A 20,932-nucleotide genomic window follows, 5' to 3' on the forward strand; every position below is an offset into this window, starting at 1 on the left:
TCTTGCTCTGTGTACACTTCACCTATGTTGTTACCAATATAGGCGCAACACTCGATACGGATGGCTGGTTAGGCCTTATCCTGCGCGGACTCTCACCGCGCCAGAAACTACCAAGCTTGGCTTGGCGTACCACAAATAAGTGTTGCTTCGAGCACGCAGACTTATCTTTGTATAAACAACTCGTTTATTGCTAGGCAATCAGTCCCTGCTGCTAATCCCTGTATATTTGGGAAAGGAGTTTTTCCTGTGGCTTTAAAAATCGTCTATCCCATCTGTTGTGGCATTGACGTTCACAAAACCTTCGTCGTAGCCTGTATCGCTTCTTCCAACAGCAAAGGCATCACTGCTTACAAACGCCATCGCTTTTCTACCTTTACTAAAGGTCTCAACGGGATTTCGAGAGCCGGCTGCTACATCAAGCCTCTCTTGGTACAGTGTGCTACCGCCGTAATCAAAAGCGAAAAGCATCCCGAAATCCGAAACCGCTATCTGCAACTGAAGCGGCGCAGAGGCCATAAACGAGCCATCATTGCCATTGCTCGTATGCTGTTAACAGCCATCTATCACATTTTAAAAACCAAAGAACCCTATAACCCTAGTTTATATAAACAATCTGATGTTCGTCCTGTCGTTCATCATGAATTTACGATAAAAGAAGCCATTCTGCTGATACAAGCACAGGGTTATCAAATTCTGGCACCTACACCCTAATTCTTAATTAAAATACATTATTTACCATTATGTCGTCCTACGGACGGCCTGTTTGGCATGCTCTTTTCCCTTATTAAGCATGTTAACCAAGGATTTCAGACTTTTCCTCCCCCTAACGGCAGCTTTTTATTACAGAATCACTGGCCGGTATGCAAGCCATTATGCCTCAGCCTCATCCCGGCGGTAATAATGAGGTTATCACCTATTAATGTTATACCGGCAAACTTGTTACTGATTTCCTGACTGCTTTGCTCATTACTGCCAAGTTGCGTTCCAGCCTCAATCACTGCTTTCCGGCCAACAATCGCTTTGTTCACAACGGCTTTAGAGCCAACTGTCGCATCGGGCATAATAATGGAGTCCCTCACAATCGCTTCTTTGCCGATATAGACGCCGGGAAATAGTACCGAGTTTTCAACCTGCCCGAAAATCCGACACCCTTCACTAACCAGCGAGCAAACCACCCGCGCCGCACCGGCGATTACGTGCGGGGGCTGCGTCGGAGTAACCGAATAAATCCGCCAGTCGGAATCATATAAATCGAGCGCAGGCTCATCGCCGAGAAGATCCATGTTGGCTTCCCAGAAACTTTCCACCGTACCGACATCCTTCCAATAACCGTTAAAACGGTACGCATAAAGCCGTTCATGGCCGGCCAGCATTTGGGGAATCACATTTTTGCCAAAATCATGACTGGAGTTGCTATCAGTGGCATCTGCCGTTAAATAAGCCCTGAGCACAGGCCAACTAAATACATATATGCCCATTGAGGCAAGATTATTCCTGGGTTTTTTGGGTTTTTCCTCAAAATTGGCAATCCGGTTGTCTTGATCCGTATTCATAATGCCGAAGCGGCCGGCTTCCTCCCAGGGTACTTCAATAACGGCAATCGTGGCATCGGCCTGCTGAGCTTTATGGTAATCCAGCATGAGAGAATAATCCATTTTATAGATGTGGTCACCTGATAAGATCAGCACATAGTCAGGCTGAAACATTTCAATAAAATTAAAGTTTTGATAAATAGCGTCGGCCGTGCCCTTGTACCATTCACCGCCCTTTTCCCGCACATAAGGCGGCAGCACAAAGACACCGCCGTTGCGCCGGTCCAGGTCCCAGGCACTGCCGATCCCTATATAGGAATGAAGGGCCAGCGGCTGATACTGGGTAAGAACGCCGACAGTATTAATTCCGGAATTGTAACAATTACTTAGAGGAAAATCAATAATCCGGTATTTGCCCCCAAACGGTACGGCCGGTTTTGCCAGCTTTTTGGTCAGCATTCCCAGCCGGCTTCCCTGCCCGCCCGCCAAAATCATAGCGACACATTCTTTGCTTTGCAAAGTGCTCTCCTCCCCTGTAGTCCTGTCTATTCCGGAACGCAGTTTGCTGCCGGCAACTTTGGGGGCTTTTTATAGCCAACCGGCTTAAAATATACGGCAGCTAAAGGCGGCAGGGTTATCACCAGCGAAGCCGGCTGGTTATGCCAGACAACCGCTTCCGGTTTACATTTTCCGTGATTACTCTGACCGGAACCGCCATATACCGGATTATCACTGTTAAATACTTCAAGATAATAGACTGCGTCCGGTACTCCAATCCGATATTCCCGCCGGACAACCGGTGTAAAATTTACTACAACAATAATAAAATCGTCGGCTTGCTTGCCTTGCCGTTTAAATACTAAAACACTTTGCCGCCAGTCTTGACAATCGATCCAGGAGAATCCCTGCCAATCACGGTCATTTTGCCACATGGCGGGATTTTTTAAATAAAAATGATTAAGGTTCCGGACATACTCCTGTAATTTTCGATGCATTTCATAGTCCAGTAAGTGCCAATCCAGACTATCCTGACAGTTCCATTCAATAAATTGTCCAAACTCCCCCCCCATAAACAGCAGTTTTTTACCGGGGTGAGCCATCATATAAGCATAAAAGGCGCGCAAGTTGGCAAATTTTTGCCAATAGTCTCCCGGCATTTTATCCAGCAATGACCGTTTGCCATGAACTACCTCGTCATGGGATAACGGCAGGATGAAATTTTCGGAAAACGCGTACATAAATGAAAATGTCACCAGGTTGTGATGATGCTGGCGATACACCGGATCAAGCTCCATATAGCGCAGCATATCATTCATCCAGCCCATATTCCATTTAAAATTAAACCCCAGTCCCCCCAGATAGGTGGGATGAGTAACCAACGGCCAGGCTGTAGAATCCTCGGCAATCACCAATGCCTGCGGGTAACTCGCAAATACGGCTTCGTTAAGCCGCCGCAAAAACTGAATAGCCTCAAGGTTTTCTGTCCCGCCATAGCAATTAGGCGTCCATTCGCCCTCTTCCCGGCCATAGTTGAGATACAACATATTGGCAACCGCGTCAATGCGAATTCCGTCAATATGGTAAATGTCCATCCAGAATAAGGCGTTGGAAATGAGAAAGCTCATCACTTCCGGTCGGCCAAGATCAAAGTTGAGCGTTCCCCAGCCCCGATTTTTACTGCGGCGCGCATCAGCGTATTCATAGAGTGTTGTACCGTCAAAGGCTGGCAGTCCGTGCGCATCTTGGCAAAAATGTCCCGGTACCCAGTCAAGGATCACGCCAATCCCCCGCTGGTGGCAGCAGTCTACCAGATACATAAAATCTTGGGGCGACCCATAGCGGCTGGTTACCGCATAGTAGCCGGTAGCCTGATAACCCCAGGACCCGTCAAACGGATACTCGGCAACCGGCAACAGTTCAATATGGGTATAACCCATCTCAGCAGCATAGTCAGCCAAATCCCGGGCCAAATCCCGGTAAGATAAGCGTTGCCTGTCGCCGCCCAGTTTCCATGAACCCAAGTCGACTTCATAAATATTTATGGGCTGGCTATAAACTGACTGCCTGGCCTTTCTTTTCAGCCAGGCAGCGTCCTGCCAGTCATACCCCTCCAGCCTAGCTACTTTAGAAGCCGTTTTTGGCCTGAGTTCTGCGGCAAAAGCATAAGGATCTGCCTTATGCAGAGTTTCTCCCCCGGCAGTAATAATCTCATATTTATAAAAGGTGCCGACCTGGGCTTCGGGAACAAACAGACTCCAAATACCGCAAGTACTCACCCTTTCCAGGGCATGTCTACTGCCATCCCAGTTATTGAAATCGCCAATAACCCGGACAGCCTGCGCATGCGGCGCCCACACGGTAAACCTGACTCCCTGGCGGTCCTCGGCCACATGCGCCCCCAAGAGGCGATAGCTGCGCTGGAGATTACCTTCATGAAACAAATATAGATCCTGATCATCAAAACAGGCAGTGTCCATTGTTTATCATCCTTATCTTCACTGTACTTTTCCCTATTTTGCAGCTAATAAAGCAAAAACTTGCGGCAGGGTGTTAGGTAAAGCAAGGTCAAGCCCCACGGTAAAATGCTGCTAACACCCCTGACAGAAAGAGAATCTTTATTGCCTTTACCTATAGATTTTGTATAGAATAGTTCGCCGCTAATCCCATAAACTCCTGTAAAATTATGGTTTTTATTCTTTATTTTTCCACTACCTTTAAACCGCCAGGTATACCGGCTCAATCTGTTTCCGGGCAACCGGTATGACACCGCTGATGCTCGCTTCCTCCTTACTTGTACAAACTATGGTATTGGCAGTAACAATTGCACCCTGTACCGAGGCTTCTCTTTTCACTCTGGCATAAGGCATGATAACACTGTCTTTTATCTTGACCCCTTCTTCAATATAAACTCCGGAGAAAATTACCGAGTTTTCCACTTCACCCAAAACGGTGGCGCCGCCGGCAATCAAAGAACTGGTTACTCTGGCTTTCTCACCATGATAATGTGGCGGCAGGCTTAATTTCCCGGAATATACCGGCCATTCAGGCTCATTCAGCACAAATCTGGGGCAATCCCCCAGCAAATCCATATTAGCTTCCCAATAACTTGCCAGTGTTCCAACATCTTTCCAGTAACCGTCGAAGCGGTAAGCATACAACCGCTGACCGGCAGCCAACATGGCCGGAATAATATCCTTCCCGAAATCGTGCTGAGTACTCTCGCAGGAAGCGTCATGGCTCAAATACTGTTTTAACACTTTCCAAGTAAAAATATACACCCCCATGGAAGCTTGGTTCCCTTTCGGCTGGCAGGGTTTTTCAATAAAATCGACAATGCGCCCGCCGGTTGCCGTTTCCATAATTCCGAAACGATGGGCTTCTCCCCACGGCACTTCCAGCACACCAATCGTAGCATCAGCCTGCCTGATTTTATGCTGCTCAAGCATAGCCCTATAGTCCATTTTATAAATATGATCTCCGGACAGCACCGCTACGTATTGTGGCTGAAAATGTTCGATAAACTCCCTATTTTGGTAAACGGCATCAGCGGTCCCCGCATACCATTTACCTCCCTTTTCCCTGGCATAAGGCGGCAAAATATGTATTCCCCCGTCTGTTCGGTCCAGGTCCCAGGCAGCGCCGTTGCCGACATACGAGTGAAGGGTCAGCGGCCGGTACTGAGTCAATATGCCGACAGTGTCTACTCCTGAATTCCGGCAGTTGCTCAATGTAAAATCAATAATCCGGTAATGGCCGCCAAAAGGCACGGCCGGTTTGGCAATTTCCTTGGTCAATGCTCCCAGCCTGGTGCCTTGCCCTCCAGCCAACACCAGCGCAATCCACTCTTTATTTTCCAAAATGTTCCCTCCTTGAAGTTGGCTGCACGGCAGATATAACCAGCTTATGCTCCAGGAAAGAGATATAGAACCTGCTTTATAAATGCACAAAGCACCTGCTCTGCGAAAGTCTGATCAGGTGCTTTGTGCGTTATTTGAGGGGGGGAAGAAATATTTAGTTTATTTATTGCCGGCTGATTAGCAGCCAGCCCGCCAGCCAGGCCGTAAACGGCGCTACCAGAATAACGCCAAAACTGCCGACCAGCGTATGCAGAATTTCTGCTGCAATATACGTTAGGTTCAAGATATTCATGATTGGCGTACCTTGCGCCATAAATACCATCATCAACGCGGTAAAGGAACCGGAATACGCCAGTAATAATGTGGTTGTCATTGTGCCGACAACAGCCCGGCCGACATTCATGCCGGAAGCAATTGCCGCCTTACGGGTAATGGCCGGATGTTTGGCAATAAGCTCGGTTACGGCTACCGCAATATCCACGGCCACGTCCATCATGGCTCCGGAGGAGGCCACAAATATGCCGGCAAGAAAGATTTTCGTAAGGTCAATATGACTGAAGCCTACATGCAGCAAGGTCTCGGCGAACGGGACAACGGCACCATGGACTTTGAATATCTGGCCAAACCAAACAGCCAGGAAACAAGCGGCCATGGCACCGGACACCGTTCCGAGAAACGCGACCACTCCTGTCCGGCTGAGCCCTGTTACCAAAAAGGTAACACAGCCAACAATCGCGCAAACCACCAGCAGCGACAACAGTATAGGATCCCAGCCTTTTAAAAATAAGGGCCAAAGTACTTTCCATAAAATCAAAATGGTAAAAATGAAAGACAGAACCGCCTTTACCCCAGTCCAGCGGGCATACCAAAACAGCACAAGGATAAACAGCCCAAACAAAAGTACTTCCTTGTCAAGCCGGTAGTGATCAATTACGTTGGCCACACTCACCTGGCCATTTTGTCCCTTAACTACTACAAATGCCGTATCTCCGGACTGGAAGAACTTATCCATTTCCAATTTTCCCAGCAGTGTATTATTGGCTTCAATCTGCTGACCGGCAAATTCTCCCTCTTCAATTCGCAAGGTTAACCCTTGGATTCCGGTCCGGACAACACCGCGCTGATGAACAGCCTGGTTATCAACCGCAATTACCTCAGCCTTGCAGCGGACATAGTCATCTGCTTGCGTCGGAAACCCGGTCGGCAGGAAATATAATACCAGACAAAGCACAGCAATTACCAATACAAATATCTTATCGATGTTGCGGAAATTATTCCCTGTTGGCATGTTATTGCGGTTTTACGCCCATTATATTCATAATCTTTTTGGCAATATCGGTATTATCATAGTAGCCTTGGAACAAATCGCCGCCAACTCCTTGCGCAAATACCGGCACAGCTACCCCGGTGTGCGCATAGGTGGTCCAACCAATGCCGGCCTTCTGATTAAGGATATGAGTAACGGTTACACTAAACGGTTCATAAGGACCATAAAGCAAATAACTGGCGGGATCTTTGCCGCGTTTCTTGGGATCAACCATACTGGCGGCCAAAGCACTCTTGAGCCGGCTCTTGTCATAGTCAGTTAAATCCGTCAAACCAAAATTGTCGGCGAGAATCGGCAGCCAGTCATTCAGGTTGCCATTCTGTTCACCAACTAAATTACGATAAGCTTTTATCCTTTTGTCAAATTCTTCAAAAGATAGATTTTGATTATCAATTTTGCTGAAAAATGTTTCATATTCTGTACCGGCAAAGCCGATTGACATCCCACCGGTCTCATGGTCGCCGGTTACTACGATAAGTGTTTCATTAGGATGCTTGGCATAAAATTTAAGAGCCTCACTAATTGCATTATCAAAAGCCAGTACATCGCGAACCGTTGTTGCGGCATCATTGGCATGGCAGGACCAGTCAATCTTACCGCCTTCCACCATCAGGAAGAAGCCTTGGGAATTATCCAGCAGTTCAATACCTTTTCTTGTTAAATCTGCCAAAGTAACCTGACCGGAACTGCTGTCAATATCATATGGCATAGCCGCTTCGGCGGCAAGCTCCTCAGCCACGGCGAATACTTTGCCGTCCTGTTTGCTCAAATTAGTAAACTCCGCCTGGGTGTTGACCACTTTATAGCCGTTATTTTTGGCGATATCAAAAATACTTGTTTTATCCCTTTTGGGACCGGTAGGAGCCAAAAGGCCGCCGCCTGCAAAATAGTCAAAACCGCTGTTGGCCAGCGCCAAGCCAATTTCATAATAGTTTTTGCGGGTAGGTTCATGCGCATAGAAGGCCCCCGGCGTGGCATGGTCAATCGACACATTGGACACAATCCCCACTTTCATGCCTTTCTCCTTAGCCAGTTCAGCCATAGTTTTAAACTTTACGGTTTTTGTCTCATCCATGCCTAAAATATCGTTATTGGTTTTATGTCCGGTAGCCAGAGCGGTTCCGGCTGCAGCCGATTCCGTGATAAATGTGTTGTTCGACTGAGTGGTCTGCATTCCCTGATACGGGAAAACCGTGAACGCCAGCTTGCCTTTATGCATTTTATTGTCACTCTCAAGCGTACCCTTAAAAATCTCGGCAGCATTCACTTGCGGCATAGCCATACCGTCGCCGATAAAGAAAAATACATATTTTGCCTTCTTGCCGGCATAGCCGTTGTCTACACTGGCGTTAGCTATCTGCTGCTGCGGCAAGGCAGCTACCAGCACAACGGCAATTAAAACAATAATGGCAACAGACAAGCTAACCCATTTTATTCTCTTATTCACCCTGTCTCCTCCTTTGGTTTTGTTATGTATATATCTCTATTATAAATAGCATCTGGATATTATTGGTTAATTTATTGTTAAGTGTTTGTTAAGAAAGAACCGGGCTTGCGCCAACGGCGCAGGTGCTGTGTCCTGCCTTGCCGGCGGAAAACAAAAATATGAGAGTGAATAAAATAAAAGCGCCTGCCTTGCTTCACCGCTGGCAGACGCGTATAAATTATTTTGCTGTATCTTCCTTGTCTTCTGGCGCTATATTCTTTACTAATACCTGACCACTCTCATAATCCACTTCAATTTCGTCGCCGACAATATTATCCCATTGGTATTTTTCAAACTTTTCATCCCACCATTGTTCGCAAGCCGTAGATACCTCGCCCATTTCCTGAACAAGCATATCGTACAAGGTGCAGTACAATTCTTCCTTATCCATATCAATCAGCTTTTTTAATTTGCCTTTAAGTTCAGCCTTCCGGGCATTTAAAAACTTAATGGATGCCGCCTCTTCTGAGGTAACACAGCCGATTACAACCTGATCCCTTACTTTTGCGGGCTGCTCCCAAGCCTGTCTTAGCTCAATTGGATGATCTGCTTTTTTTTCCGTGGTCTGCAAAGCATCTCTAACCTTTTCCGGCAAAATGGTTTGCAGCTCCAACGGTTTGAGCGGTTTAATAAAATAATCATACGCTCCCAGCTCAAGTGCCTGCTTGATGCTGGCTGTATCCGATACGGCCGAATAAACAATGACCGGAATATGCTTATAAAGCACGCTTGCCTTAATCTGCCGCAACACGTCAAAGCCGGCTAAGGCTCCCGGCATAATCAGGTCCAGGATAACGAGATCAATTGTTTGACTGTGAATATACTCCAATGCATTAACACCGTCGGCGGCTTCCAGAAAGGCCACGTCCGGCAGGGCGCTTAGGGCCACCTTGACTACTTTGCGGTTTAAAAGCACATCATCAACCAATAATATATGGTACGCCATAATCTCACCATACCTTTACATTATAATAAGCCGGCGGCACGTTTAAGCGCCGGTCCCACCTGCCTCAACTCCGTATCAACTTTAGCCATCAGCGTTCTTGCCTCTACACAGTTTCCGTTTTTGCTCAGTTGTTCCAGGTCGCCGAATAAATTACTCAGTCTGATGGCACCAATGGTCGCACTCATTGACTTTAAGCTGTGAGCGACAGCACTCGCTTGTGCGGCATCGCAAGCCAGCAGTGCATTTCTCAGCTTTTCGGTAAGCGACGGCAATTCCTCCAGATAAGAATCAATAAACAGGTCGATATGAGATTGACCGCTGTCGGCTAATTGCTTTAACTCCTTTAACACGCTTCTGTCAATGCACTCAGAAAAATCTTCCCGCAGCCAGCGTTCAACCATTTGCCTAAGATCCTGAACAGATACAGGCTTTACCAGGACGTCGTCCATCCCGGCAGCTAAACACTGCTGCAGTTCATCAGGCAAAGACCTGCCTGTCAGGGCAATGATCGCCACATGCCGCCCGCTTGCAGCCTCTTTGTCGCGAATCAGCCGGGTTGCAGCCATTCCATCCAGTAAAGGCAAACCACAATCCATAAAAATCAGTTTATATTCGCCATTCAGCGTCTTTTGTACGGCTTCCGGGCCATTACCTGCTACCTCCGGCGTTAGTCCCAGATGTCTGAGTTGGGATATCAGCACCTGTTGGATAACCGGATTATCCTCTACAATCAGAACATTACCTGCTTGATTTTCTGCTGCTGACGCAATGGGTTGCGTCAACCAGGCAGGCAGTTGCTCCGCCGGAGCAACCGGCGTACTGAGCATAGCTTCGTCGAGACAGGACGCACTATTAGAAGTGGCCGACCGGAAAGGAATGGTAATCCAAAAAACAGAGCCCTCGCCTTTATGACTGGTAACCCCGATATCACCGCCCATAAGTTTGACTAAACTGGCGGAAATAGAAAGTCCCAGTCCTGTTCCCATATACTTGCGGCTATTTGCGCCTTCAGCCTGGGCAAAAGGCTGAAACATTTTGTCCATTTCATCCGGCTCCAGTCCAATACCGGTATCGTCAACCGTAATTTTCACCTGCACAGTGCTGGCATCTTGGCTAAGACATGCTGCCTTAATTTCTACTCGTCCCGCATCGGTAAACTTAATAGCATTACTTACCAGATTCAGCAGGACTTGCTGCAGCCGCGCCGGGTCCCCGCCCAGTATCTGCGGAATGTTTTGATCAACAGTGGTCACCAGTTCCAGTCCTTTATTGATGGCCGCTGCCTGCAGCATTTTTTTTATTCCCGCCAGCAGGGGGCGAAAAGCAAAGTCGACATTCTCTACGACCATTTTGTTTGCTTCAATTTTAGAGAAATCCAAAACATCATTTAGCACCGTTAACAGCGAGCGGGCTGAATAATCAATCGCAACCACATAGTCCTGCTGCTGCCTATCCAGCAACGTTGTCTCCAATAACTCTCTTAACCCTAAAATGCCATTAACCGAGGCGCGAATCTCATGGCTTAAATAGGCCATGAACTGACTTTTGGCCCGACTTACGGATTCTAGCGCCTCTTTAGCCTGTTTTTCCGCCAAATATACCCGTTCAGTCGCTTTGGCCGAAGTTTGCAGCGCGTAAAACAAAGCATACATCACCATAAGGATGGCCAGTGTTATCCCCATGCCAATCAATCTCGTGCTAGTCACAGCAACCTGCCAGTCACGCGCTGCTATATCCATGCCCAAAACAGCGACTATCTGCCCACTGGCGGGATCACGCACTGCCGCAAGCCCTGACACCCAGGTCCCCCATTCATCGCTAAGGGGTCCCTCGACAAAAGCTTTGCCGTCAATAAAAATTTGGCGTAACGCGTCAGAAGCCTCACTGTATTCCGAACCGGGCGGCGAGTAGTCCGCCGAGGTCGTCAGCTCTGAATCCGCCAAAAATACCATTCGCTTGTCCACCACTTTTAACAAATACACAAATCGACAGTCTGTATTCACCGCGCGAGTAGCAATCAACTGCTCGCGCAAATATTCATAACTGGGGGAACCGCTATCTACTGCCGTTGCGGTCAACTGTTCTATCCGTTCATAGCTAATCATGGTTGCGGCTGTTTCTGCCCTGAGCAACAACTTGCTCCGCAACTCCTCTTCGGTTAACTTTACCGCCAAGGTCATTCCCAGCCAGCCGGCTGTCAGTATTAACAGGGTTATAGCTATCAGCCAGCGCCGGTAGTTATTCAAATTGTGTTCCCCCCTTGCGCCAAAACTATTTAAGAAAATTGGATCATTTCTATTAGAAAAATTCTCCACTATGTCCGGTTTCTCCTGTCAAGTCTCAATTTTTTACCTGCATCATAGTCGGCTGATTTTTCGGATACACTAGGGGCGGAGGGATGTCATATGAACGAAATTGTATGTAAAGGCTGCCATAACTATTTGCCGAGAGATCTGACTGCTTGTCCGGGCTGCGGCAGCATGCTAATCTTTGACGGTGAAAGCAAAAATGTTATTGACCGGCTGCAGCCCAATTGCCTGATTCATCGCTACGAAGGCTCTGACCTGCTGGAACCGGCGGTCCTAATTAAAGAAACGAAAACCAATTGCAAAGTGGCTACCAAGCTTAAGGAATATGCCAAACCGCTTACCGTACCCAAAGCGAAAGTTTACCAGTTTGACCAAAAAATTCTGGGTGCCATTCAATCGCTCAGAAATGAACGGACTGCCACGATGTACCGCTATGACCGGCTGATTCAGGCCCATTGGCAAACCCTAAAGCCTTATACCCCACCTGTCAAAAACTAGTTGCTCTTGCCAACGTCCCTTTTCCGCTTTCCGGTCCGCGCGCGAGGTACACCTGAAATTTCCAGACACCAAACGGACCTGCCTTTCGATCAACTGAATCTTTATTGACTTTCTTCGTAATACTGCAATAATTCGCTTACTGTCACCAACTGATAGCCCTGGTTACGAAGATTGTCAATAATGCTGCCAATTGCCTGCGGGGTCGGCAACGGGTACTGTCCATCGTGCAGCAGTACAATGCTGCCCGGCTGCACTTGCTCGAGTGTTGTCCTAACAATCTGTTCAACAGACAGGCGCCGCCAGTCCCCGGGATCAACCGACCAAAGTATGGTTGTATAGCCCCGCTGGCGAAGCAAGGCAACAATTTGATCATTATAGCCTCCTCCTGGCGGCCGGATCAAGCTAGGTCTGGCCACTCCCGCGTTGGTTATAATCGCTTCCGTCCGTTCTAGCTCATCCAAAATAGCGTCAGGGGACATTTTGTTAAGAAAACGATGGCTGTATGCATGGCTCCCTATTTCGTGCCCATCCGCCGCTGCCTGGGCGATAATCTCAGGATAAGTCTCCGCATTCGCTCCAAGAACAAAAAATGTTACTTTAGCCTGTTTCTCTTTTAGAACTTTCAGTACCTCGGGGGTTGTTTTATAATGTGGCCCGTCATCAATAGTAAGAGCGACCACCTTGTGCGTGGTGGGAACTTTTCTGATTGCCTGATTTTGATTATCAACAAGCGCAACTGTCTCAGCCAGCAGACTGCCTACCACGCCAATAACAAGCATGGTGAAACAAAAAAAATTACGATATAGCAGACTACGCAAAAAGGATTCCCCCTACATAGTATTCCTGATTGATACTACGCAGGCCAGGAGTAAGATATGACAGCAAATAAGGCGAATAACCGCCGGCTGATGAACCGGCAAATTTAAAGGAGGTATTCTATGGCCCGCATATTACTCCGCTCTGCCACCCTTTTGCTTGTTTTCTGGTGGCTGGCCACCGGTATGGCTTACGCCGCCACGCCGGTCATATCCGCTCAAGGCGCCATTTTGATGGATGCCAAAACCGGTCAAGTGCTTTATGAGCGAAACATGAACAAAAAACTGGCACCGGCCAGTACAACCAAAATTATAACCGCAATCATTGCTATTGAAAGCGGCCGCTTGGACGAAACCACGCGTGTAAGCGCCCGGGCAGCGGCCACCGCCGGTTCTTCCCTGAACCTATATCCAGGTCAAACCATCACTCTGCGTGAGCTGGTAACCGGCCTCCTGCTGCGGTCAGGCAATGATGCTGCGGTTGCTATTGCCGAGCACCTTGCCGGTTCGGTTGACACCTTTGTTGATCTCATGAATAAAAAAGCCGCTAGTATCGGCGCCAGCCATACCCATTTTCGCAACCCGCACGGTCTCAGCGCCCCAAACCATCTGTCAACTGCCTTTGATCTGGCCACGATAACCCGCTATGCCCTCACAAATCTGACCTTTGCCCAGATCGTCAGTACCAAAGAAACAAATATCGAATGGCTAGATCGCAAAGGCAACAGCCAAGACCGCAATCTCCGCAATACCAATAAACTGCTCTGGATGCTGGAAGACGCCGACGGCGTAAAAACCGGTACAACCGGCATGGCCGGTCCCTGCCTGGTTTCAAGCGCTACCCGTGACAATCAAAAGCTGATTGCCGTTGTTTTGCATGACCACGCCCGCTGGTATGATTCGATGCAATTATTAAAATACGGCTTTGACAACTACGACCTCTACGAATACGCTGAAAACGGCACTGTGTTTACCGCTCTGCCAGTGGAAAACGGTATGATGGACATAGTGGATGCCCTGGTAGCCGATCATGGTTCTTTAGTGGTTCCGGCAACCGATTATGCTTCCGTAACCGTAGAAGTAGACTTGCCCGAAAAAATAAAAGCCCCGGTATACCAGGGCCAAAAAATTGGTGAAATCGTATTCTATGTGCAGGATAAAGCAGTAAAAACCGTCGATCTTGTTGCCGGCAATACCGTTGAGGAAAGTACCGTAAGCAAGATCCTCCTTAAGCATTGGCTGACTACCCTGCAGCGTCTGTCCGGTTGGGGACTGCTATAAAGGTTTCCGATAGAAGAACGGCAGATAGTGGGCAAATCCAATATCACGGAAGTTCAGGATGGCTTCGGTACCACCGACAAACAACACCCCGCCCGGTTTAAGCGAAGCGAAAAAGCGACGATAAAGGCTGTCTTTAGCTTCTTCCGTAAAGTAAATGACGACATTACGGCATAGAATCAAATCAAAACCAACCTCAAACTTATCCACCAACAGGTTGTGCCGCTTAAATTCAATTCTTGTTCTAATATCCTCATTGATGGTCGCCATGCCGTCAGCCTGCTTAAAATATTTATTAAGCCGGGCAGCCGGTATATTTTTTAATTCATTAGCGGTATAAGCCCCAAGCCTGGCTTTGGCCAGCATCTCCACATCCAGATCTGTTGCCAGAATCCGGTGTCTGGTATGAGGCGTAATTTCGTTCAGCATAATGGCCAGCGAATACGGTTCTGCGCCAATCGAACAGCCTGCACTCCAAATGGACAGTTTCGCACTTTGTTTTAACAGATCGGGAATAACCTTTTTCTCCAGTTCATCAAATTTCTCCGGTGTCCGGAAAAACTCAGTCACATTAATAGTTAAAAAATCAATAAAATCCTTATATAACTTTTGGTTGGCCTCCAGCTTACTGAAAAAGTCAAGATAACCGCTGGCCCCGTGACGGCTCATCATATTGCCAATACGGCGCTGCATTTGCGCCGGTTTATAGTCATTTAGATTAATTCCCGATTTGGTATGAAGCTTTTGCTTAAACAGCTCCCACTCTTTGTCGCTCATGAGCAACCCCCTACTGTTATTGTTAACGCATAACATTGCAAGTAATTTTGTATGATGGGAAATTCGACACATCTGCTGCTTTTTCCTCCACCATTCCCTGCTTCCTTTATGTATCTTTACCTGCTAAATTTATAGGAAATCCAATAATATTTTCCTTCTTTGCTTTTTGCCCGCATCTTTTTTACTACATATAGTTGGAAAATATAGAAAAATGGGTGACAAACTGTCGTCACCCATTTTATAAATTCCTTATTCATGGTTTAAAGACAATCAGCAGGATTTAAACTTGAAACCGGCTAACTGCCGCCTGTAGTTTTTCAGCCATTTGCGCCAGATTTTGACTTGATGACGCAATCTCTTCCATGGCTGCCGATTGCTCCTGCGTAGCGGCAGACACAGTCTGCGCTTCTTCGGCTGAGCGTTTACTTAACTGGTCAAGCTGTGTTACCGATGATACAATCTGCTGACTGCCCCCGCTCATCTTTTGGACAGCAACAGAAACTTCGCCTATTTGCTCCGATACCTGTTGTACCAAGCTGTTCTTTTCGAACCGGGAACTTTTGTATCAGGCCATCAGGCCGCAACTACTAACCCAAAATCTCCTCCACCGGTGTGCATGGCAATCTATGTGCTTCCGCAACACCCTTAAAGGTTATCTTGCCGTCATACACATTAAGGCCCTTAGCCAAGCCCGAATCTGCCCTGAGGGCACCCTGCCAGCCCTTATTGGCAATCTGCAGGGCATAGTCAATGGTCGCGTTGGTCAGGGCAATGGTGGACGTGCGGGCAACGGCACCAGGCATATTGGCGACAGAATAATGAACTACTCCGTATTTTACATAGGTAGGATCACTATGGGTCGTTACCCGGTCAATGGTTTCCACAGATCCTCCCTGGTCGATGGCTACATCTACGATTACTGAACCGGGTTCCATGGATTTAACCATTTCCTCAGTAACCAGCTTGGGTGCCTTAGCTCCAGGCAGTAAGACGGCCCCGACTAAAAGATCGGCGTTTTTGACCCAATGGGCAATATTATAACTGTTGGACATAACTGTTGTTACCTTGCCGCCGAAGATATCATCAAGATAGACTAGACGCTCAACCGATTTATCAAGAACGGCAACCCGCGCCCCCATACCGACTGCCATCTTGGCTGCATTGGTGCCAACCGTACCACCACCGACAATAACAACCTGCGCCGATTCAACCCCTGGCACACCGCCTAATAAAATTCCCTTGCCGCCGAACGGCTTTTCCAGGCAGTGGGCGCCAACCTGTACAGCCATTCTTCCCGCCACTTCGCTCATGGGCGTTAACAGGGGCAGCGTATGGTTGCGCTCAATGGTTTCATAGGCGATGCCAATGACTTTTTTCGCAAGCAGAGCCTTGGTTAATTCCGGTTCAGGCGCTAAATGCAGATAAGTGAACAGAATTTGCCCTGCGTGAAACAAATCATACTCCGGAGCGAGTGGTTCCTTGACTTTTATAATCATATCCGCCTGGTCAAACAATGCTTTTTTATCGGCAATAGTCTGCGCTCCGGCTTTTATATAACTTTCATCAGAAAAACCACTGCCTAACCCGGCACCTTGTTCAATAAGTACAGTATGCCCAGCCCTTTTTAATATTTCCGTGCCCGCAGGTGTAAGAGCCACCCTATTCTCATTGTTTTTAATTTCCTTTGCCACACCAATAATCATACATCTAACCTCCTTTAATAAAACTACCGGCAAATGCCAGCATAGTTTTTTTATTTATTATATTGCATTTATTATGCCAAATTTATCTAAACTATCTTAAAAATATTTGATACCCCTTAATTCCTCTATTCACTACACTTGGTAGTTTTTTTTATCATTACAAGCTGGCTGCTTTTAAAACTAGCCCACCCCAATGGAAACTAATGTTTCCATTGGGGTGGTACTCTTCTTTGCCAGTCGGAAACTTTAGTTTCCAACTTTATTGTATACAAAAAGAGACTCCCCCGTAAAGGAAGTCTCTGGTAACCGGCTGACCCAAAAATCTATTTTCTTTCCTTTACATACTGTTCAGTGGCTTCCCGTTCAAGTCCGCCTTCTTCCCACAGATAACGTTTGGTATCTGCAACAATTACCCCGCTTAGCGCAATCAGCGAGACCAGGTTGGGAATAGCCATCATGGCATTCATCGCATCAGCAAGATCCCATACCAGGGTTAGCGAAGTAACCGACCCTAGAAAAACGGCAATTACCCAAACGATGCGATAAGGTCTGATCGACTTTTTGCCAAATAGATATTCTACCGCCCGTTCCCCGTAATAGGACCAGCCAAGAATAGTGGAAAATACAAAGGTTAACAAGCCTACACTAAGCACAATTGGTCCGATTACCGGTATCTGGGCAAAAGCCCCCTTGGTTAAAGCTGCGCCTGAAAGCTGGTTGAGACCCGCCGGATCTTCAATAACACTACTCACAAGTACCAAACCTGTCATAGCACAAACTACGACTGTATCCCAAAAAGTGCCGGTCATGGATACCAGCGCCTGGCGTACCGGGTTTTTGGTTTGGGCCGCTGCCGCCACAATAGGCGCAGATCCTAATCCAGATTCATTGGAAAACAAACCGCGGGCAATACCATAGCGCATGGCCATCATCACACTGGCTCCGATAAAACCGCTGCCGGCGGCCTGGGGAGTAAATGCCGATTGAATGATAAGCGAAATAGTTGCTGGCAGATAGGAAGCATTCATCACAAGAATAATTGCACAACCAAGTACATAAAAAACTGCCATAAACGGAACCAGCTTCTCACAGACACTGGCAATTGATTTAACACCACCCAGAATAACCACAGCTGTCAGCACAGCCAGAATACCGCCTGAGAAATAGGGATTTATCCCCATAGTTTCTTGCAGCATAACAGAAATTGAATTAGCTTGCACCATATTGCCAATACCAAAAGCAGCAACCGATGTAAATATGCAGAATAAAACGGCCAGCCACTTCATATTCAGGCCATTTTCCAAAGCATACATCGGGCCGCCCAGCATGGTGCCATCCGATGTTTTGACACGATAGCGGACAGACAATAACGCTTCCGAATATTTTGTGGCCATGCCGAAAACACCTGTCAGCCAGCACCACAAAACTGCCCCAGGACCGCCAAGACCAACAGCAGTCGCCACCCCTACAATATTACCAGTACCAATCGTAGCGGCAAGCGCTGTCGTTAAGGCTCCAAACTGGCTTACATCTCCATCACCTGACCGGTCTTTGCTAACAGATAACTTGATGGCTTTGCACACATACTTTTGAATAAATTTAAGCCGTAAAGTAAGGAATACATGTGTCCCAAATAATAAAACCAGCATAGGAGCCCCCCAAAGATAACCATTGGCCCAATTAACCAGATCATGAAACCCTTGCATAAAAACACCCTCCTTTACATTGTTCTTCCGGTTAACCCGCGCTACCCCTCCTTTCCGGCTATCCTCACTCCACAACGAATTTATTCATAGCCTGCAACAAATCTATCTGTTAGGCGTTAAGGTACGTACGCGGCACGCGTTTTCCCACCATACACACCAATTCATAATTGATTGTGCCCAAAATACCGGCAACCTCATCGGTTGATAGTTCCGGCACCCCAAACAAAGTAGCGGTATCACCCGCTTCCACCGTAGCTATGTCACTAACATCCGCCATACACTGATCCATGCAAATTCTTCCGACCAACGGGGCCCGCTGGTCGTGAATCAGCACATTGGTTCTGCCGGATAACAGCCTGCTCCAGCCGTCAGCATAGCCAATAGGCAATGTCGCGATTTTACGCTCGCGCGGAGCTCGATATGTCCGTCCGTAACTGATACTTGTACCTGCTGTCACCGTTTTTACATGGGCAACCTGAGCCTTAAGGCGCATGGCCGGCCTCAGCTCAATACAGCGCTGCACCTCGGCCGAAGGCCATAATCCATACAATATAATGCCGGGCCGGACCATGTCCAAATGCGTTTCCGGCATCTCCAGCGTCGCGGCACTGTTCGCTATATGCCTGATAGGGATATGGATTCCCTTGGACTGGATCCGGGCAAGCGCTTCCTCAAATCTGGCATACTGCTCGTGCGCGTAAGTTTTGTCAGCAGCATCCGCGGTGGCAAAATGTGAAAATACCCCTTCAATTTCAACTCCCGGCAAGTCGGATACCGCAGCGGCAAATTCTCCGGCCTCTGCCGGCAAAATGCCAATCCTCCCCATACCCGTATCAATTTTTATATGGAGTTTTACTTTCTTGCCGGTGTCAAGCCCGGCTGCGGACAAAGCGCGTACGGCATCCAGCGAATACACCGTCTGCGCAATATCATACGCCGCTACCGTTCTGGCCTGGTAAGGCGGCGTATAGCCAAGTATCTGAATGGGAACCAAAAAACCTGCTTGCCTTAAAGCAATGGCCTCATCCAAAATAGCTACAGCCAGGCGGTCGGCCCCGGCTGACAGTACGGCTCTGGCCACAGCTACCGCGCCATGCCCGTACGCGTCGGCCTTAACGACGGCACAAAATTTTACACCCGGCTCTATGCATTTTTTTATCTCTTTAACATTATGTTTAATTGCCGCTAAATCCACTTCTGCCCAAACAGGACGTCCAAACATAACCAATCCCCCATTCCAAAAGTTACGCAAAATTTATCGCTATCTAGCGCAGCCTACCGTAGATTCACCCGCCCCCAATAGACAAGCGCCAGCCCCAGCAGCCAAAGCGGACCGATTATCAGGGCCGGAGCCGTATCGGCATTATAACTCATCACGACAGCTACCAGCACGAGCATTGCCAAACACAGAATGCCGGAAAAAGGATATAACGGCATTGGATAGCCTAATTGGGCAGCCGCCCCCTTCGACAGGCGCTGCCGAAACCTAAGCTGCACAATGAAAATAATGGCCCATACCCACAAACAGGCAAACGTGCCGATACTTGTTACATAAATAAATACTTTGGCCGGGATAAAGTAGTTTAGCGCTACCCCGACGAGTAGGCAGACGGCGGATACCAGCACCCCATATACCGGAATTTGGCTGCCGTTTAGCGTTCGCAAAAACGCAGGCGCCTCACCCTGAACCGCCAAGGTATACAGCATGCGTCCCGTACTGAATACCCCGCTGTTACAGGCAGACAACGCGGCTGACAGTACAACAAAGTTCATTATCCCAGCGGCATTGCCAATCCCTATCTTTTCAAATACAGATACAAACGGACTTCCCATACTCCCCAGTTCGGTCCAGGGGTAGATTGACATAATTACATACAGTGCACCAATATAAAATAGCGCAATTCGCCAAAACACTTTATCGATCGCCGCCGGCAGTGTTTTTCGCGGGTCCTGGGCTTCCCCGGCGGTAATGCCGATTACCTCAATACCGACATAAGAAAACAGCACCATGGAGAGCGCCATAATTGGTCCCGCCGCCCCATAAGGGAAAAAACCGCCATGTTGCCATAAATGAGCGATTCCAACCGGAATGCCGTTATTACCGACGCCAAACAGAATCATCGCCAAACCAACAATAATTAACGCAATAATGGCAACCACCTTTATAATAGCAAACCAAAACTCAAATTCACCATAAACTTCTACCCTGACAAGGTTGGCGCCGGTTATAAAAACCACGGCCAGCAACGCCGGAATCCACTGCGGCAACGTCGGCAGCCAATAGTGAACATATACACCGATTGCAGTAATCTCGGCCATACCGGTAACAATCCACATGAACCAATAGGTCCAACCTGTCAAATACCCGGCCAGCGGACCCAAAAAAGTGTGCGCATAGGCGCTGAAAGAACCGGCTACCGGCTGAGCGACGGCTACTTCTCCCAGTGCTCTTAACAAACAAAAAACTAAAATTCCCGCAATCAGATACGACACCAGCAAGGATGGACCGGCAGCCTGCATGGCGGTAGACGATCCTAAAAACAGACCGACTCCAATTGAACCGCCAAGGGCAATCAGTTGAATATGCCTCTCCTTGAGACCTCGTCTAAGTTCCTGCGGATTTTCCCGTCTATGCAATACCCATTCCCTCCGCCACGGTTACTTTTTCAGGAGATAACGCCTCCTTACTCATGTATAC

17 protein-coding genes are annotated in these 20,932 nt (G+C 47.9%); 3 read left to right on the plus strand and 14 right to left on the minus strand.

The features are described 5' to 3' along the window. The first annotated feature begins 246 nt into the window (after positions 1–246). Positions 247–711 (plus strand): hypothetical protein, encoded by a 465-nt coding sequence (locus tag BLR65_RS17065; RefSeq protein WP_211285284.1) that lies wholly within the window; start codon positions 247–249, stop codon positions 709–711. A 137-nt stretch (positions 712–848) separates the two neighbouring features. On the opposite strand, the gene BLR65_RS17070 is transcribed toward BLR65_RS17065, so the two are convergent. The 7 genes from BLR65_RS17070 to BLR65_RS17100 all read right to left on the minus strand — a co-directional run bounded on the left by BLR65_RS17070 (position 849) and on the right by BLR65_RS17100 (position 11,394). Then, positions 849–2,051 (minus strand): glucose-1-phosphate adenylyltransferase, encoded by a 1,203-nt coding sequence (locus BLR65_RS17070; protein ID WP_093795395.1) that lies wholly within the window; start codon positions 2,049–2,051, stop codon positions 849–851. A gap of 26 nt (positions 2,052–2,077) precedes the next feature. Continuing rightward, positions 2,078–4,009 (minus strand): 1,4-alpha-glucan branching protein GlgB, encoded by a 1,932-nt coding sequence (gene glgB, locus BLR65_RS17075; RefSeq protein WP_093795396.1) that lies wholly within the window; start codon positions 4,007–4,009, stop codon positions 2,078–2,080. Positions 4,010–4,246: 237 nt separating this feature from the next. Continuing rightward, positions 4,247–5,389 carry a glucose-1-phosphate adenylyltransferase gene (locus BLR65_RS17080; RefSeq protein ID WP_093795397.1) on the minus strand — a complete coding sequence of 381 codons (1,143 nt, stop codon included), beginning with the start codon at positions 5,387–5,389 and terminating at the stop codon, positions 4,247–4,249. Positions 5,390–5,552: 163 nt separating this feature from the next. After that, a complete protein-coding gene (locus tag BLR65_RS17085; RefSeq protein WP_093795398.1) occupies positions 5,553–6,677 on the minus strand; it encodes a YibE/F family protein in 1,125 nt (374 codons plus the stop codon). Between the two features lies 1 nt (position 6,678). Then, entirely contained in the window at positions 6,679–8,163 is a 1,485-nt protein-coding gene (locus BLR65_RS17090) for an alkaline phosphatase (protein WP_093795399.1), read from the minus strand. 217 nt (positions 8,164–8,380) lie between these two features. Next, complete coding sequence (locus BLR65_RS17095; protein ID WP_093795400.1) at positions 8,381–9,148, minus strand: CXXX repeat peptide modification system protein; 768 nt, start codon at positions 9,146–9,148, stop codon at positions 8,381–8,383. Between the two features lie 20 nt (positions 9,149–9,168). Further along, the gene (locus BLR65_RS17100) at positions 9,169–11,394 is read right to left on the minus strand and encodes an ATP-binding protein (protein WP_093795401.1); all 2,226 of its coding nucleotides are present in this window, start codon (positions 11,392–11,394) and stop codon (positions 9,169–9,171) included. 159 nt (positions 11,395–11,553) lie between these two features. Here BLR65_RS17100 and BLR65_RS17105 point away from each other — a divergent pair, with 159 nt between their 5' ends. After that, positions 11,554–11,955, plus strand: coding sequence for a hypothetical protein (locus BLR65_RS17105; RefSeq protein WP_093795402.1), 402 nt, complete (start codon positions 11,554–11,556; stop codon positions 11,953–11,955). A 101-nt stretch (positions 11,956–12,056) separates the two neighbouring features. Here BLR65_RS17105 and BLR65_RS17110 read toward each other — a convergent pair whose 3' ends face one another. After that, complete coding sequence (locus BLR65_RS17110; protein ID WP_245692859.1) at positions 12,057–12,773, minus strand: polysaccharide deacetylase family protein; 717 nt, start codon at positions 12,771–12,773, stop codon at positions 12,057–12,059. 120 nt (positions 12,774–12,893) lie between these two features. Here BLR65_RS17110 and BLR65_RS17115 point away from each other — a divergent pair, with 120 nt between their 5' ends. Beyond that, complete coding sequence (locus BLR65_RS17115; protein ID WP_093795403.1) at positions 12,894–14,051, plus strand: D-alanyl-D-alanine carboxypeptidase family protein; 1,158 nt, start codon at positions 12,894–12,896, stop codon at positions 14,049–14,051. On the opposite strand, the gene BLR65_RS17120 is transcribed toward BLR65_RS17115, so the two are convergent. From BLR65_RS17120 to BLR65_RS17145, 6 genes are all read right to left on the minus strand, one after another. Further along, the gene (locus tag BLR65_RS17120) at positions 14,046–14,825 is read right to left on the minus strand and encodes a CheR family methyltransferase (protein WP_093795404.1); all 780 of its coding nucleotides are present in this window, start codon (positions 14,823–14,825) and stop codon (positions 14,046–14,048) included. The genes BLR65_RS17115 and BLR65_RS17120 overlap by 6 nt on opposite strands. 280 nt (positions 14,826–15,105) lie before the next feature. After that, entirely contained in the window at positions 15,106–15,306 is a 201-nt protein-coding gene (locus BLR65_RS17125; protein WP_176772759.1) for a hypothetical protein, read from the minus strand. Positions 15,307–15,412: 106 nt separating this feature from the next. Continuing rightward, a complete protein-coding gene (gene ald / locus BLR65_RS17130; RefSeq protein ID WP_093795406.1) occupies positions 15,413–16,528 on the minus strand; it encodes an alanine dehydrogenase in 1,116 nt (371 codons plus the stop codon). A gap of 323 nt (positions 16,529–16,851) precedes the next feature. Beyond that, positions 16,852–18,234, minus strand: a complete 1,383-nt coding sequence (locus BLR65_RS17135; RefSeq protein WP_093795407.1) for an alanine/glycine:cation symporter family protein — start codon at positions 18,232–18,234, stop codon at positions 16,852–16,854. Between the two features lie 109 nt (positions 18,235–18,343). Next, on the minus strand, positions 18,344–19,456 hold the full coding sequence (alr, locus tag BLR65_RS17140) for an alanine racemase (RefSeq protein WP_093795408.1): 1,113 nt from the start codon (positions 19,454–19,456) through the stop codon (positions 18,344–18,346). Between the two features lie 53 nt (positions 19,457–19,509). Further along, the gene (locus BLR65_RS17145; RefSeq protein WP_093795409.1) at positions 19,510–20,871 is read right to left on the minus strand and encodes an amino acid permease; all 1,362 of its coding nucleotides are present in this window, start codon (positions 20,869–20,871) and stop codon (positions 19,510–19,512) included. Between the last annotated feature and the right edge of the window lie 61 nt (positions 20,872–20,932).

The organism is Sporomusa acidovorans, from assembly GCF_900101845.1.
Taxonomy (GTDB): domain Bacteria; phylum Bacillota; class Negativicutes; order Sporomusales; family Sporomusaceae; genus Sporomusa; species Sporomusa acidovorans.

What these genes read in the sequence shown, in the direction of transcription:
- glgB (WP_093795396.1), bottom strand. Translation starts at nt 4,009, where the DNA reads ATGGACACTGCCTGTTTTGATGATCAGGATCTATATTTGTTTCATGAA.
- BLR65_RS17085 (WP_093795398.1), bottom strand. Translation starts at nt 6,677, where the DNA reads ATGCCAACAGGGAATAATTTCCGCAACATCGATAAGATATTTGTATTG.
- BLR65_RS17095 (WP_093795400.1), bottom strand. Translation starts at nt 9,148, where the DNA reads ATGGCGTACCATATATTATTGGTTGATGATGTGCTTTTAAACCGCAAA.
- BLR65_RS17105 (WP_093795402.1), top strand. Translation starts at nt 11,554, where the DNA reads ATGAACGAAATTGTATGTAAAGGCTGCCATAACTATTTGCCGAGAGAT.
- BLR65_RS17115 (WP_093795403.1), top strand. Translation starts at nt 12,894, where the DNA reads ATGGCCCGCATATTACTCCGCTCTGCCACCCTTTTGCTTGTTTTCTGG.
- BLR65_RS17120 (WP_093795404.1), bottom strand. Translation starts at nt 14,825, where the DNA reads ATGAGCGACAAAGAGTGGGAGCTGTTTAAGCAAAAGCTTCATACCAAA.
- BLR65_RS17125 (WP_176772759.1), bottom strand. Translation starts at nt 15,306, where the DNA reads ATGAGCGGGGGCAGTCAGCAGATTGTATCATCGGTAACACAGCTTGAC.
- ald (WP_093795406.1), bottom strand. Translation starts at nt 16,528, where the DNA reads ATGATTATTGGTGTGGCAAAGGAAATTAAAAACAATGAGAATAGGGTG.
- BLR65_RS17135 (WP_093795407.1), bottom strand. Translation starts at nt 18,234, where the DNA reads ATGCAAGGGTTTCATGATCTGGTTAATTGGGCCAATGGTTATCTTTGG.
- alr (WP_093795408.1), bottom strand. Translation starts at nt 19,456, where the DNA reads ATGTTTGGACGTCCTGTTTGGGCAGAAGTGGATTTAGCGGCAATTAAA.